The sequence below is a fragment of the Crenothrix polyspora genome (genome assembly GCF_900163755.1).
GTDB lineage: Bacteria > Pseudomonadota > Gammaproteobacteria > Methylococcales > Methylomonadaceae > Crenothrix > Crenothrix polyspora.
This window is the reverse complement of the sequence record NZ_FUKI01000153.1, coordinates 1-13,162: the sequence shown is the minus strand read 5'-3', so window position 1 is coordinate 13,162 and position 13,162 is coordinate 1. Positions and strand designations below refer to the sequence as shown.

The following is a 13,162-nucleotide window of genomic DNA, read 5'->3' as shown; positions in this document are numbered from 1 at the left end:
AAGCAGTATTTCTGCATGAAGTCTTTTGTGTGCTGCCACTTTCCCTGTATGGATTATGCCATCCAAATAATCTCTTTCGTCCTCTGTCAATCGTACAATGTATTTCTTTTTCATAGTCAGCCTATCCCTTACGTGAAACTTGTTTATGGGGGCTGTTATTCGACATTTAAAGAGTGACTGAGTACTAGTACACCAAATTGGAAGTCAACAGGATTTTAATTTAGCTTTATGCTGTACACAATCAGCATTTCATTCATGATTTGAAGATTTTTATTATCCTGTTTTTATACGATTTGATGTACTAGGTAGTTACGATTTAGCTATGATTGAAGATCTATTTTCAACTGTCCCTATCCGTTTGGCGAAGGTATTGACCTACATACCTCATTTAAATGTGTAGATATCTTCTAGGTGGCCTTAAATCAATCAAGCGCTTGCAAAAACGAGTTCGATGGATAATCGCGATTACCTACTAAGTACGATAGCGCACAGACAAGGTTCAGTAGTCAAGTAAAATTAGCCAATGACTGGATCAATTATGCAGCCAAAATCACTAACTGTGGAGAATTGGTCAGATATGTCGAAAATTAAAAATCAACCAGCAAAGAACTGCAACAGCTTAGCGTCAAACATTAAGACTCTACCCTCCCCACACACCTCTTGATTTAATTCAGATATTATTTCAAAAAAAGGAAAAGGAAATACACCCATGACATACTGTGTTGGCACTATGCTCGATTCCGGGCTGGTTTTTGCTTCAGACTCACGAACCCATGCAGGTGTCGACAATTTTGCCAGTTTCTGCAAGATGACTGTATTTGAACGGACAGGTGACCGTGTTATCGTGCTATTGAGTTCGGGTAACTTGGCTGGGACACAGGCTGTCATTAGCATACTCAAACAAAGAAATGCCAAGGACGGAATCCCAAATCTATGGGTCGCGGAGTCCATGTTCGATACAGCGATGCTGGTTTCGGACGCAATGCGTGACGTTGACCGGCGTGACGGGCAAAAATTGGCGGCAAATAATGTCAGCTTCAACGCCTCATTCATACTTGGTGGCCAGATCGCTGGCGAGCAAACACGCCTTTTCCGCATCTATGCGCAAGGTAACTTCATCGAGGCTAGCCTAGAGACACCCTATTTCCAGACTGGGGAAACGAAATACGGAAAACCAATCATTGACAGAGTCATTACCCGTTCGACTTCTCTGAACGATGCCGCAAAATGTGTACTGGTCTCCTTCGATTCGACGATGTGCAGCAACTTGTCCGTCGGTATGCCGATTGACCTGATCTGCTATCAACGGGACAGCCTTGAGGTAACGATGCGTCGGCGTTTCGACATAGGAGACACGTATTTCAACGCGCTCGGCAAGCAATGGACTGAAGGGGTGCGTCAGGTGTTCAGTCGGTTGCCAAACCTAGATTGGTAGGGGCACAAAGGATGCATTCAGAGATTTCGGCGATGGACGAATGCACAACCCACTGCAACAATTATAGTCTAGTGATTACTTGCGAGCACGGCGGCAACCGCATTCCCAGTCTTTATCGTGACCTGTTTAAAGCCAATCAGGCCTTGCTAGATAGTCATCGTGGTTTTGACCCCGGCGCAATCAATATGGCAAAAGATCTGGCGGCTGCATTTGCAGCCCCATTGGTGGCTGCTACGGTAAGCCGCCTGCTCGTTGACTTGAATCGATCCGTAAGACACCCACATCTCCATTACGAAACTATCCGTAAACTGCCATCTGAGCTACGAGACATTATATTGAAGCAATATTACCAGCCCTATCGTACCCAAGCAGAACACCTAGTCAGACAGGCAATTGCAGAATACGGCCAGGTGATTCATCTCTCATCCCACAGTTTCACGCCAGAATTGAATGGTAAGGTTCGTAATGCCGATATTGGCCTGCTTTATGACCCTGCCCGACCCTATGAGATAGCCCTGTGTGAGCAATGGAAGTTGGCCTTAAAAGCTTATGCCCCCGAATTAAGCGTCCGTCGCAATTACCCTTATGAAGGAAAAGGCGATGGCTTGACCTCTTGGTTTCGCCAACGGCTACCACAAGACAAGTACATAGGGATCGAGTTGGAAGTCAACCAGAAGCACATTTTCAAGGCAGGACGGCATTGGCCCGCTTTGCGTAAAGTGATCGTCAAATCGCTTTGCCTAGCATTATCCAAGCTAGGCCAGAATTTTCCACTCAGGCCCATTCAAACCCAATAACCCAAACGGCCAGTTTCTGACAAAGTCAGCACCGGCGAGCAACAGGAGCATTACCATGAAAATCCGTATTGGTTATGAAATTATTTATGACTGCCCGCAGCCGACCCCAATGATCGTGACCTTGAATGTACACTACACACGCGTCTCTGACCTGATCATTCCAGACCACCTGATTACTGACCCGCCTGTCCCGTTAACGGCTTATCGAGACAATTTTGGCAACTGGTGCAGCCGTATTATTGCCCCCACAGGCCAGCTTAAGCTTTCCACCGATGCGATCATAAGGGATACTGGGCAACCGGATAGGGTCAACTTTGGGGCAAAACAAACGCCTGTCGAAAATTTGCCGGATGATACCCTGGTTTTCCTGCTGGGAAGCCGATATTGCGAGACGGATCGCCTATCCGAGACTGCCTGGCAACTGTTTGATAAGTCACCAACAAGTTGGGGTCGTGTCCAAGCAATCTGCGACTACGTCAATCGCCATCTATCATTTGGCTATGAACATGCACGCCGCACCAAGACGGCATTGGAAGCCTATCAAGAAAGAACCGGTGTGTGCCGTGATTTTGCCCACCTAGCCATAACATTCTGCCGCTGCATGAACATTCCCGCACGCTATTGTACCGGCTATTTAGGCGACATTGGTGTACCACCAAACTATAGCCCTATGGATTTTGCCGGTTGGTTTGAAGCTTACCTGGAAGGCCAATGGTATACTTTCGACGCCAGAAACAATATCCCGCGTATCGGACGTGTGCTCATTGCCCGTGGCCGCGATGCTGAGGATGTCGCCATCAGCAGCACTTTTGGACCGAATACCTTGGTGAGTTTCAAGATCAGGACTGATGAGGTATTATCAGGCTAAAGTATTTATGTCCAGCACTTGTGATTTCTACAAACTTGTCCATAGACAAATATAATTGCCAGACTTTATCAATTTCTTATTACTTTACCGTAGCTCATCGCGTTCCAGGCTGTCTCGGCCCTCACTAATAAGTCATTTTCCCATTCTTCGGTGCTAGTTTGCTCCAATGCTTGCATTTTCTCCCTAACAGCATTGTATTTAGCCTTCAAAGCCATTAGTTCTGGTGAAAATTGCAGTTTCGACGCGCCTGTTGCTTTCTCAAATTTGACAGTTAGGAGGTCAATTTGTACACCATACTCATTCAGTTTCGTTTCCAAATGTTCTAAGTATTGCACCTTTGTTTTCATTCGCTTCTCACTGCGAGTTATTTTTAAAAATGGTTTGCAGGTGTTATTGGTTGCGATTAAGTGGCATCAAAAGATGGATATTTAGTAATAACCCATGAAATTTAAGGATTTTCTAAAATCTTAAGGGGCGCTGCTTCGGCTCCCAACATGCTGTGGCGGCGCGATAAATAATCGGTTTGAATCTCCTGTCCCAACAGGGCGATATTTTTCAAAAAATCGGTAAGATATTCGTGTAAGCCATGACCGAAAGCATCTTCAATGCGGCCGAAATGCAGCTCAGCGTGTTGTTCTCCAGCAAGGCGACGGGCTTCCTTGCCTGATGTCCCATCAATATCGATCAAGGCAGCCTCCACTTCGTTCAAACAGGCATGCAGTGAACGTGGCATATCACCCCTGAAAATCAGCAATTCGCTGACCCTCTTTGGGGAAATCACGTCACGATATATTTTTTGGTACGCTTCGAAGGCACTGACTGATTTCAGCAAGGACCCCCATTGGTAATAATCCGCCGCACCGCCGACATCATCCACGCTAGGCAGTAGGATATGGTATTTGACATCAAGTATTCGTGCCGTGTTGTCGGCGCGTTCAAGAAAAGTGCCTAGCTTAATAAAACTGAAGCCAATATCTTTGAGCATGGTGCCTAATGTTACGCCGCGGAACAGATGTGAGCGAACCTTGACGCGGTCGAAAAAGACTTGGAATTTTTCATAATCCATTTGCCTCGGCTGGCGGTTGAACTCCAACCAGGAATCGTTGATGACTTCCCACATTTCCGATGTCATTGCGCCGCGCACTGTCCGCGCATTTTCGCGGGCAAGACGCAGGCAGCTATAAATGCTGGCTGGGTTGTCTGGATCCAAAGCCATAAAATGGGTGACCGTGTCTGCCTTGGCCAGTCCATGCTTGACTGCGTAACCTTTGGCGCTACCGGTTATTTTCAATGGTGCATACCACAAATGTGCTTCTTCGATGTCGGTGACTACCGGAAGTAATGCGGAGCGTTGTGCCACATCCAGAATACGTGCCGTGTTTTCGGCGCGTTCAATATGGCGTGCCATCCAAAATAAGTTTTCTGCAGTCCGTGATAGCATGATTTAGTCCTCCAGTACCCAAGTGTCTTTAGTGCCACCACCCTGCGAGGAATTGACCACTAATGAACCCTCGCTAAGCGCCACCCGCGTCAGGCCACCCGGCACGATGCGAATGTCTTTGCCTGACAATACGAAGGGTCTCAAATCGACATGCCGAGGCGCGATGCCAGCTTCTACAAGCGTCGGGCAAGATGACAATGCCAACGTCGGTTGGGCAATAAATTTGGCAGGTCCTGCCAAGATGCGTTGTTTGTATGTTTCAATTTCGGCCATTGTGCTGGTCGGGCCAATCAGCATGCCGTATCCGCCCGAACCTTGCACTTCCTTGACCACCAACTCCGGCAAATGCGCGAGCACATAGTTCAAATCATCAGGCTCACTTAGCCGCCAAGTCTGCACATTAGACAGCAGCGGCGTTTCGCCAAGATAAAATTGGATCATTTCAGGTACAAACAGATAGGTGGATTTGTCATCCGCTACACCGGTACCCACGGCGTTGGCCAAGGTAACATTGCCACTGCGATAGGCATCCATCAAGCCTGGTACGCCGAGGGTTGAATCGGGACGAAATACCAGCGGGTCAATAAAATCGTCATCTACCCGCCGATAAATCACATGGACTTGGATCGGCCCGTCTGTGGTGTCCATATAAACTTTTTGTTGATGGACGAACAGATCCTGGCCTTCGACCAGTTCCACGCCCATTTGTCTGGCGAGGAAGGCATGTTCGAAATAGGCGCTGTTATACGACCCCGGTGTCATCACCACAATAACCGGATATTCGACGTTCGGCGGTGCCGCTTCGCGTAGGGTATTGAGCAGCATTTGCGGATAGTGCTCTACAGGTTCAACGGTATGTTTGGCAAACAATTCGTGAAATAAACGCATCATGGTTTTACGGTTTTCCACCATATAGGACACCCCAGACGGCGTGCGCAGATTGTCTTCCAACACGTAGAAATCATTTTCCGCAACCCGCACCAAGTCGATCCCAGCAATGTGGGCATAAACCTGGTTAGGTAGGTCAATACCCTGCATCTCGGGGCGATACAGTGAATTGCCCAGTACTTGGTGAGCAGTAATCAGTCCGGCCTTAATGATTTCCTGGTCGTGATAGATATCATGCAGGAAGGCGTTAAGTGCACGGACACGTTGTTTAAGTCCCAGTTCCAGGCGTTGCCATTCCGCAGCGCCGAAAATTCGCGGCACAATATCAAAGGGTATGAGGCGCTCCGCGTCGTCCGTTTCGCCATAGACGGCAAAGGTGATACCTAGCCGCCGGAACAGTAACTCCGCTTCCGTATTTCTGCGTTCCAGCGTGCCATCAGGCAATTCTTTTAGCCAGTGTGAGTAACGTCCATAAATTTCACGAACTTCCCCATTGTCGGTGTACATTTCGTTATAATTATTTTTCATAATTTCCAGCAGTTTAAATAAAAAATAACATCGCCCTAACTTACGTCATTCCTGGCTCTCTTGGATTCTCTCTAAGTAAGTTTCCCAATTTAAAATTATTTTGCAGTGCTTTATTTGGTCAGCTATTTTTATCAAACCTGTTGCGAGTGTTAATACTTTCGAGAAACACCGCTTCCTAACGTTCATTCGCTGCATCGCCCCGTCAGACGAATCTCAACCCTGGATACGACTTTCATAGTAAACGTTAAGATTACAATCAGATACCTCATACAAAATAGCTGATTTTGATGGGCTTGTCTGTGCGTTATCGCACGCATCAGGACAGATTTTTTAAGTCATAAATACTTCTTAAACGTTGCCGTCATCACCCTCACCACCACAGCCAGCAACACCGCAAACGGTAAAACAATCACATTAGGATGGATACTAAATGGCATAGCCAAATAAACCACCCAAGGCAACGTCAAAGACGGCAGGATAAACTTCTTTGCCCAGTGGTAGACAAAGGCACTTTCCCGCCCACCGCTCCAACGCCGGATGTCCCGTTGCACCAGGCCATCGACAATGCCGACCAGTGCCAGCAACACAAAGGCCGGTGCTGACAAGACCAACACCGCCAGGCGCACGGCGAACACGGAAGTCATGGTAATGGCAGCCAGAATGTAATCCGCACTCACCTGATAAGCGTATCTTACCCAGTTGTGTAACTGCGGGTGTTGCTGTGGTTCTGTGCTGGCCAACCATTTAAGCCCCCGTTCAATGCCGGTTTTTTGGAACAAATAATAATAGAAATTAGCCGAGCAACGCCGGGCAAATTCAATTGGCTCGGCCACCAGGGCGCTACGCTTAAAATCACTGTTCAAATAGGCCAGCTCTTGTTCCAGCATCAACGCACTGTGGCTTGAACCCTGGGCTTGCCAACAAAAAGCCATGCCAACCCATTCAATCAGCACCGCCAACAACAAAGTCGCCAGCGCAAAAAAACAAAACTGCACCACCGTCGTCAAGCTTCGGCTCAATAAGCCTTGCTCTACGGCTTGCTGGGCAGACCGGTTTTGGTTGGAATTCTGTGCGGGCATCAGCTGGGTGGTTTGGGTGACAGGTGGCCTTTAGGTGTTAAAACTGCTGCTGTAGCGGCGCTGCATATCTTGGGCAATATCGGACATAGTTTTGGGGATCAAAGGATCGTCGCTGGCATCCGACAAGGGCAGGCGCAGCTTCCATAAATGCCCGCCTTCCAACAACGCAAACGCCTGGCCTTTGGGCAAGGCCATAATCGTGGCTGGTGATATCAACGGCACTTCGGTGGTACTGAGCCGATCTTCATTGCTGGAGGAAAAGTCCACACTTGAAAACGGATCTGAGGAGTCATTGACACCAGATACTTCCATCAAGGTACTGACTTCACAGGTGTCAATTTGCGAAGTGAGCATTTCGGCGGTGGCCAGTTCTTTCACCCGTAGCATAATCAGCGTATTGAAATTACCGGCCACCTGCCCTGCCTTGGCCTTGTTGCCCAAGCGGGCTTCCACATCCGACCAGGTTTGCGTGTAGGCGGTCACCTGAAAACCGGCACCACCGGCTTTATTGAGCAAGGGGATAAATTCCGCGCCGATCAGTTCATTGAATTCATCGGCATGCAATGAAACTGTCGGCAACTTATGGCTTTTAATGTCATTGGGCAAGCCGTGGTCGGTGCCGTGCTTGTAAATGTCGCCCGCCACCGACACCAGGTCGGCAAACATGGAGTTGCCCACCGCCGAGGCCACCGCCATATCGGACAAGGCATCTAATCCCACATAGACAATGCCTTTGCGGCGGATGACCTGCCGCCAATCGATAATCGGCCGCAGGTCTGCGGCATCGGCATAATTGGGCGATATCAATTGCGCGGTCTTGCCGGAAATCAGTTTTTCCATCAGCGGCAGCAACGAAGCCACGATTTTATCGAAATAAGTCTTGTCGTATTCAAACGCCGAGCGCAGACCATCGGCCACGGCATCATAAAAACCGTTTTCCTTCACATAACGCACCAAGGCAATTACCTCATGGCTGCGGCCTTTAAGTGCCGAAGGCAGGTCTTTTTCATGGATGCCTGCCGCTATCTTTTGCACCGCCTGTTCCCAGCCATCCGGTGCGACTTCCGGCAGCCAGTGCCGGTAATACTCCAGCAATAACGGTTCAATATGGGTGATATAGCGGGTGATCTGCTGGTAATCCGGCCGCCGCCCCATCTTCACCAGCGCCATCGCGATCATATTGGTGAAGCGCCAGGCAAATTCCCGGAACGCCGCAGAGTTGCCTTCACTGGGCAAGGCATTGGTGACGCGGGTGGCCACTTCGGTAATGCGGGAAAAATTGCCGATGGCATTGTAGCGGCAGGAGATTTCAGGATACCCCAAATGGAAAATATAAGTCTCGTTATCGCGTCCTACTCGTTTGGCTTCGGCCAGTACCCGTTTCATCAAGTCGGCATCACCTTTGGGGTCGAAGACAATCACCACATCGCCACGGCGGATGTCCTGGGTAATCAACAACTCAGCAAACCGGGTCTTGCCGACGCGGGTGGTGCCCAAAACCAGGGTATGGCCAACCCGTTCCCGTAAATCCATCCACACAGGTTGCTCGGTCATGCCCACGGCATGGATCTGCGGCTTACCGCCAACAGGCGGCAACGGCTTGAACGGATTGCCCCATACGTTCAGCCTAAACAACCAGAACAAGGGTTTGAAGGCGCTATTTTTTTCATGGTGGCTTTCAAGCTGCCGTGCCCAACGGTATAAAAACCCCTGTTGCAAATAATGCCGGACTTTCGGGCGCTGGGTATCGCGTAGCCGCTGCGTGTGTTGCTGGGTCCACAAAAAACCCATCCCCAAAAACAGACGGGTGGCGCTCACCGGTGTTTTGGCCACCGATAACCGGTACTCCGGCAATTTCCGCAAGCTACGCTGATAACGCACGATACGCCAGCCCTCACAGCTTCTTACCACGGCCAGTACCGATAACACTCCCGCCGTGGCAGTGCCCACGGACGGTGTCATCATCAGTGCCCAGGGTGCAACACCGGCAATAAACGCTGCCCCTGCGGCTGAAAACGCCGTGAAAAACTCCACCGGCGGGCGCAACAACGCTTCCATCGGGTACGATTTACTCATTGCTCGATCCTGTTAGTTGAAATCAGTGCCGGATAATGGTCTAAGCCAAACTGCTGAGCGAGTTCTGACCCTGACAAGGCAACCAGTTCCAACGGGGTGGTCTGTTGTTTGAGTTGCTTCAACTGGGCAACGGTCTCCACATTCACCACCCAGCCCACCGCATGCAATGTGTTCAGGCGTTCACGGTGTTGCTGTAGCCACTGTAATGACAACGCATCCGCGCCAATAATAAACACTGGCCGCTCCAGGTAAGGGATCGACAGGGTTTTTGGCGCTACGTTGCCTGGGGTCAGTTCCGGTGTTATCACCGGAAGACTTTGCGATAAAACCTGCAAATGTTCAGCATTGAGAACTGTCGCTGTGGTCGTTACTTCAAAAGCGGTTTGGACGGTCGGTTTAACGGCAGGCAAATAAGCAGCCAAGGGTTGGGTTTTGCCATTGTCGAAAATTACAACAGGTTCAGCCATAATATGTGGCGCATGCAGTATGGTCAGTGTCATAACAAAAACTGTCTTTTTAACGTGGGACATGGCGATCATGAACGCTGCCTGAGCCGTGCCAGCCGTTTAAAGACATTGTTGGCATAATTAATAGCACGCTGCTTTTGGCCGCTGAGCTGGCCAGGCGAATGGTAGCGCCCCACGGCCTGGAACCAGTCATGGGTTTTGTCGTATTCGTGCCGTAAAATCCGTGCGCCTACGTGCAGATTAAAATACGGATCCAGCGCTTGCCACGGATTGCCCAACTTGTCACGGTGGTAATGCCAGTTCACCTGCATCAGGCCGATATCGATAATGGTTTTGCCCTGCCCCAGAAATCCGGTCAATGCACGGTAACAGGTCTTTCGGGTCGGGTAAAAATACGCTTTGCCTTCGACATTGAGCGTCCACGGCCACGGCCTATAGTCTTTGTTGGCCAACCGTTTACCGCTTTCATTCAGGGCAATGCCGTAAAAATAATGTTCCGGCACCTGTGAGTTACGCGCCACCCATTGGTAGCCTGCCGGCACGAAAGCATAAAGGGGCGCAGTGTGGCCGACAATAACGGCCAACAACAATGTCTTAACAATCGACAGACGAATCATCCTAATACTCCGTTTTTACTACAAGGCGCTGGGCGCTGGCGATAATATCCGGCAAGGCGGCCATCAGTTCACTGACCACCCATTCCCGTGCCGCTTGTTCAGCGGTAAAATGCGCCACCTGGCTGAACATGCCCACCGAGGAACTGGGGCACAGTTGCCAGGCTTTTGACAGCCCGACCAGGGCAAACAGGTCACGCGTGGTGCAGTCAAAGGTGCGCTCCAGAGCGGAAAACACCTGTTTTTGGCAATCCTCCAGGCGTTTGCCGGCCCGCAAATAGTGCATGAGCAACTGGCTCAGGCAAAAATCCCACACCACATACTGGTTGACCCGCCGTTCCAGGATATGCCCCCAGGGGAATTCATAGCCGATGGCGCATTCATATTGCGCCAAGGGCGGTTGTTGTAAATGGACGTTGTGCATAATCGGACTCCTCAAGGTGTATTCGGTTAAGATGGCATCCGGGATAGCCAGTGCCCGGCTGCATTGTTGCAAAAAACGTTGGCATGATAATTGGTCGATGCGCGGCAGTCCCACCACGACACGCCTGCCGTCGTTTAGTTCGCCCATTGATGCAACTGGGTGCCACGCAGCACATACACCACGGGAACATCGGCCACGATTTGCTGGCTGACCTGGTAGTAAGCCCCCTTGTCATGGTTCAGCGTCACCGTTTTTTGTGCCAGCTTTTGTGGATCAAGTTTGTGTTATTTGGCCCAGGCCACCATACGGGGTTCATCCTGCTGTTCTTTCGTATCAGTGAAATAAATGTCCACCTGGACATGTTTACCGGCACTGCGGGTTAACACATGCTGCACAACCGTATGACAGGTCAGACAATCCTGTAGTTTTACAAACACCAATAGGCGGTCACCATCGACTAAACTGGCTTGGCCGTTATGTGGGCTGTTTGAGGACATCAGTTTGGCATCAAACAACGGTGCCTGGCCGTACAGTTCCTTGGCGGCTTCCAGATAAGCACGTTGAAAAGCCAGGGTACGCTCAACATCTTCGTGCATCAGCCTTGCCCAACGCTTGGCATATTGTTTACGCTCCTGGGTGGTTTCGGCATGGATGCCCAGCACTTCCAAAGGTGACAGCGACTTGGGACTGACGCTGCCGCGTATGCCTTGCAACAGGCTGGTATAGCGCTGCCATTCCGGTTCACTGAGTTGCCATTGCTGCCGGTCAAACGGCTGTGTTTCGATGCCGGTGACGGACGGTTTTAAGGCAGTGGGCGTGCTGGCCGCTAAGGGTGTAGTTTGCGGCTGGGTGATCTCAACTGCTAAGCCCGGTATTTGCCAGAGCATCAGCACGGCACTAAAAGCCAAATACGGTAACGGATAAATGACTGCTTTCATCACGATACCTTAATCCAGGGACAATAAGCGGCGTTGGCCTTGACGGTTGGCCATATAAACACCTTCGTGGCTGTCAGCAAATTCCACTACCGTCCACCCCGACAATGTGCTGCCTGGCACCAGGGTATAAAGCTGGCCGTGATGGCGTAGCACAGCCTGTGTTTTGTCACCCCACTGGTCAATGCTGGCTAAGGTAAAATCCGGTACTGATGCTTTGGTATCCATTGCATGTACTGATGGCTTGCGCGGTGCGGTTTTGGTTTTTACTGGCCGGTACGTTTGCTTTTTAGGCAATACCGCTGGCGGTTTTCGGTGGTGTGGTTTAATGGCTGTCCGTACCACTGGTTGTTTACTGGCTTGTTGCTGCATGGTTTTTAACTGGTTCTCCAATGTCTTAAATTGTTCCGTGTAGGTTTGCTGCTGTGTTTCAATACGCGTGCTTAATGAGGCCAGTTGATTTTCCAGTTGTGTTATTTTGGGACTATCGATGGGTCGCGGTAATGGCAAGTTCTGATGAATATCAGTAAAACGGTCTGGCCGGAAATACAGGGGATGTGCTTCCGGTATTTCCGTTACCCGTGTATCCATGCTGATTTTTGGGGCTGATGGGGATACAGTTTCAGCCGACACCCAGACAAATGGGGGTATCTGCCAGTTTTTAAGGAATGGCAAAATCTGTTTAACATGTCCTGAATAGACTATTGATAACGCGAGCACTACACAGGCACAAGCAATCATTATCCAACGCGTCAGCTTGCCTAATTTAACCGGTGTCACCGATTTAGTGTAATAATGGCCTAAGGGCTCAAAACTATCGTTATGGCCTTCATTATCCATTTCCATATCCAGCTCGGCATTATTATCGGAACTCATGGAACACCTGCTTTGTAATATTGGCAGGTAGCGCATACCCTACTTGGCGGTGTACCGGATCGACGGTCAGTTGAAAGGGATTGCCTGCCAAGGTCTGTAACGCACTTTCCAAGGTCATCGGGCCTAAATGGCGGTGGACGGCAGGGATGGGCTTTTGCAATAATTGTTGAACATCCAAGGATTGGGGCAAAACGGTAAACTGGTAACCACTCCGCAGCAACAAATAATCCACTGCCGCCTGGATATCAGCCACCTCCTCCGGCAAGGTGACTTCGATGATGACCTGCAACAACGCTTGTTGTTCTTTGGACGGTACGGCATTGACCGTGTGGTAACGGCCTACTTGTAGCCAATGTTGTCCTGGTTTAGTGGCGGTGGTTTCTAAAGCAGCCAGATAGCTTTGGTTGGCTGTAGATGCTGGCCATCGAGCTGTGGCCTTTTCATATCGTGTGTGGATAGTATTGGCACATCCACACAACAAACAGGTGGTGACCATTAATCCCCAAAAGGGTGTAAATTTTATAAAGGCTAAGTGAGGCATGTTTTTTCCCTGTACGGCTGTTAAAAACAGTGTGCGGAAAAATCATTCAGGCGGCAATAGAAAACCGTCCTTCCAAATCGGACAGTTTTTTGTGATGTGGGTTACACTCTCAATTAAGGACTGGGTAATGGCTAGTACATCAAATCGAAAGTCAACGGGATTAACCTCACACCATCAGAGGCTTGCCGATATA

General features: G+C 49.7%; 14 protein-coding genes. 3 read left to right on the top strand and 11 right to left on the bottom strand.

What is annotated here, in order from left to right; translation table 11 throughout:
* Window positions 1-709: 709 nt before the first annotated feature.
* From CRENPOLYSF2_RS15560 to CRENPOLYSF2_RS15550, 3 genes are read left to right on the top strand one after another with little or no spacing between them, the layout of a single operon-like run.
* Window positions 710-1,435 (top strand): proteasome-type protease, encoded by a 726-nt coding sequence (locus CRENPOLYSF2_RS15560; protein ID WP_087144867.1) that lies wholly within the window; start codon window positions 710-712, stop codon window positions 1,433-1,435.
* Between the two features lie 11 nt (window positions 1,436-1,446).
* Window positions 1,447-2,232: an N-formylglutamate amidohydrolase gene (locus tag CRENPOLYSF2_RS15555; RefSeq protein ID WP_087144866.1), complete on the top strand. Its 786-nt coding sequence runs from the start codon at window positions 1,447-1,449 to the stop codon at window positions 2,230-2,232.
* A gap of 55 nt (window positions 2,233-2,287) precedes the next feature.
* Window positions 2,288-3,100, top strand: a complete 813-nt coding sequence (locus tag CRENPOLYSF2_RS15550) for a transglutaminase-like domain-containing protein (RefSeq protein ID WP_087144865.1) — start codon at window positions 2,288-2,290, stop codon at window positions 3,098-3,100.
* A gap of 68 nt (window positions 3,101-3,168) precedes the next feature.
* On the opposite strand, the gene CRENPOLYSF2_RS15545 is transcribed toward CRENPOLYSF2_RS15550, so the two are convergent.
* From CRENPOLYSF2_RS15545 to pilL2, 11 genes are all read right to left on the bottom strand, one after another.
* Entirely contained in the window at window positions 3,169-3,447 is a 279-nt protein-coding gene (locus CRENPOLYSF2_RS15545) for a sll1863 family stress response protein (protein WP_087144864.1), read from the bottom strand.
* 101 nt (window positions 3,448-3,548) lie between these two features.
* The gene (locus tag CRENPOLYSF2_RS15540; RefSeq protein WP_087144863.1) at window positions 3,549-4,541 is read right to left on the bottom strand and encodes an alpha-E domain-containing protein; all 993 of its coding nucleotides are present in this window, start codon (window positions 4,539-4,541) and stop codon (window positions 3,549-3,551) included.
* A gap of 3 nt (window positions 4,542-4,544) precedes the next feature.
* Entirely contained in the window at window positions 4,545-5,957 is a 1,413-nt protein-coding gene (locus tag CRENPOLYSF2_RS15535) for a circularly permuted type 2 ATP-grasp protein (protein ID WP_087144862.1), read from the bottom strand.
* A gap of 335 nt (window positions 5,958-6,292) precedes the next feature.
* Complete coding sequence (locus CRENPOLYSF2_RS15530) at window positions 6,293-7,036, bottom strand: TIGR03747 family integrating conjugative element membrane protein (RefSeq protein WP_087144861.1); 744 nt, start codon at window positions 7,034-7,036, stop codon at window positions 6,293-6,295.
* A 30-nt stretch (window positions 7,037-7,066) separates the two neighbouring features.
* Window positions 7,067-9,112, bottom strand: a complete 2,046-nt coding sequence (gene traD / locus CRENPOLYSF2_RS15525; RefSeq protein WP_217884126.1) for a type IV conjugative transfer system coupling protein TraD — start codon at window positions 9,110-9,112, stop codon at window positions 7,067-7,069.
* Complete coding sequence (locus CRENPOLYSF2_RS15520; protein ID WP_176371139.1) at window positions 9,109-9,612, bottom strand: integrating conjugative element protein; 504 nt, start codon at window positions 9,610-9,612, stop codon at window positions 9,109-9,111. Before CRENPOLYSF2_RS15520 ends, traD begins: the two co-directional genes overlap by 4 nt.
* Window positions 9,613-9,647: 35 nt before the next feature.
* Window positions 9,648-10,196, bottom strand: a complete 549-nt coding sequence (locus CRENPOLYSF2_RS15515; RefSeq protein WP_087144859.1) for a transglycosylase SLT domain-containing protein — start codon at window positions 10,194-10,196, stop codon at window positions 9,648-9,650.
* Window position 10,197: 1 nt separating this feature from the next.
* Window positions 10,198-10,764, bottom strand: coding sequence for a hypothetical protein (locus CRENPOLYSF2_RS15510; protein WP_087144858.1), 567 nt, complete (start codon window positions 10,762-10,764; stop codon window positions 10,198-10,200).
* A gap of 137 nt (window positions 10,765-10,901) precedes the next feature.
* Entirely contained in the window at window positions 10,902-11,555 is a 654-nt protein-coding gene (locus tag CRENPOLYSF2_RS15505; protein WP_087144857.1) for a TIGR03759 family integrating conjugative element protein, read from the bottom strand.
* A 9-nt stretch (window positions 11,556-11,564) separates the two neighbouring features.
* The gene (locus CRENPOLYSF2_RS15500) at window positions 11,565-12,428 is read right to left on the bottom strand and encodes a hypothetical protein (protein WP_087144856.1); all 864 of its coding nucleotides are present in this window, start codon (window positions 12,426-12,428) and stop codon (window positions 11,565-11,567) included.
* Window positions 12,415-12,969, bottom strand: a complete 555-nt coding sequence (gene pilL2, locus CRENPOLYSF2_RS15495; RefSeq protein WP_087144855.1) for a PFGI-1 class ICE element type IV pilus protein PilL2 — start codon at window positions 12,967-12,969, stop codon at window positions 12,415-12,417. The genes CRENPOLYSF2_RS15500 and pilL2 overlap by 14 nt, the downstream gene beginning before the upstream one ends.
* Between the last annotated feature and the right edge of the window lie 193 nt (window positions 12,970-13,162).

What these genes read in the sequence shown, in the direction of transcription:
- CRENPOLYSF2_RS15560 (WP_087144867.1), top strand. Translation starts at nt 710, where the DNA reads ATGACATACTGTGTTGGCACTATGCTCGATTCCGGGCTGGTTTTTGCT.
- CRENPOLYSF2_RS15555 (WP_087144866.1), top strand. Translation starts at nt 1,447, where the DNA reads ATGCATTCAGAGATTTCGGCGATGGACGAATGCACAACCCACTGCAAC.
- CRENPOLYSF2_RS15550 (WP_087144865.1), top strand. Translation starts at nt 2,288, where the DNA reads ATGAAAATCCGTATTGGTTATGAAATTATTTATGACTGCCCGCAGCCG.
- CRENPOLYSF2_RS15545 (WP_087144864.1), bottom strand. Translation starts at nt 3,447, where the DNA reads ATGAAAACAAAGGTGCAATACTTAGAACATTTGGAAACGAAACTGAAT.
- CRENPOLYSF2_RS15540 (WP_087144863.1), bottom strand. Translation starts at nt 4,541, where the DNA reads ATGCTATCACGGACTGCAGAAAACTTATTTTGGATGGCACGCCATATT.
- CRENPOLYSF2_RS15535 (WP_087144862.1), bottom strand. Translation starts at nt 5,957, where the DNA reads ATGAAAAATAATTATAACGAAATGTACACCGACAATGGGGAAGTTCGT.
- CRENPOLYSF2_RS15530 (WP_087144861.1), bottom strand. Translation starts at nt 7,036, where the DNA reads ATGCCCGCACAGAATTCCAACCAAAACCGGTCTGCCCAGCAAGCCGTA.
- traD (WP_217884126.1), bottom strand. Translation starts at nt 9,112, where the DNA reads ATGAGTAAATCGTACCCGATGGAAGCGTTGTTGCGCCCGCCGGTGGAG.
- CRENPOLYSF2_RS15520 (WP_176371139.1), bottom strand. Translation starts at nt 9,612, where the DNA reads ATGACACTGACCATACTGCATGCGCCACATATTATGGCTGAACCTGTT.
- CRENPOLYSF2_RS15515 (WP_087144859.1), bottom strand. Translation starts at nt 10,196, where the DNA reads ATGATTCGTCTGTCGATTGTTAAGACATTGTTGTTGGCCGTTATTGTC.
- CRENPOLYSF2_RS15510 (WP_087144858.1), bottom strand. Translation starts at nt 10,764, where the DNA reads ATGGGCGAACTAAACGACGGCAGGCGTGTCGTGGTGGGACTGCCGCGC.
- CRENPOLYSF2_RS15505 (WP_087144857.1), bottom strand. Translation starts at nt 11,555, where the DNA reads ATGAAAGCAGTCATTTATCCGTTACCGTATTTGGCTTTTAGTGCCGTG.
- CRENPOLYSF2_RS15500 (WP_087144856.1), bottom strand. Translation starts at nt 12,428, where the DNA reads ATGAGTTCCGATAATAATGCCGAGCTGGATATGGAAATGGATAATGAA.
- pilL2 (WP_087144855.1), bottom strand. Translation starts at nt 12,969, where the DNA reads ATGCCTCACTTAGCCTTTATAAAATTTACACCCTTTTGGGGATTAATG.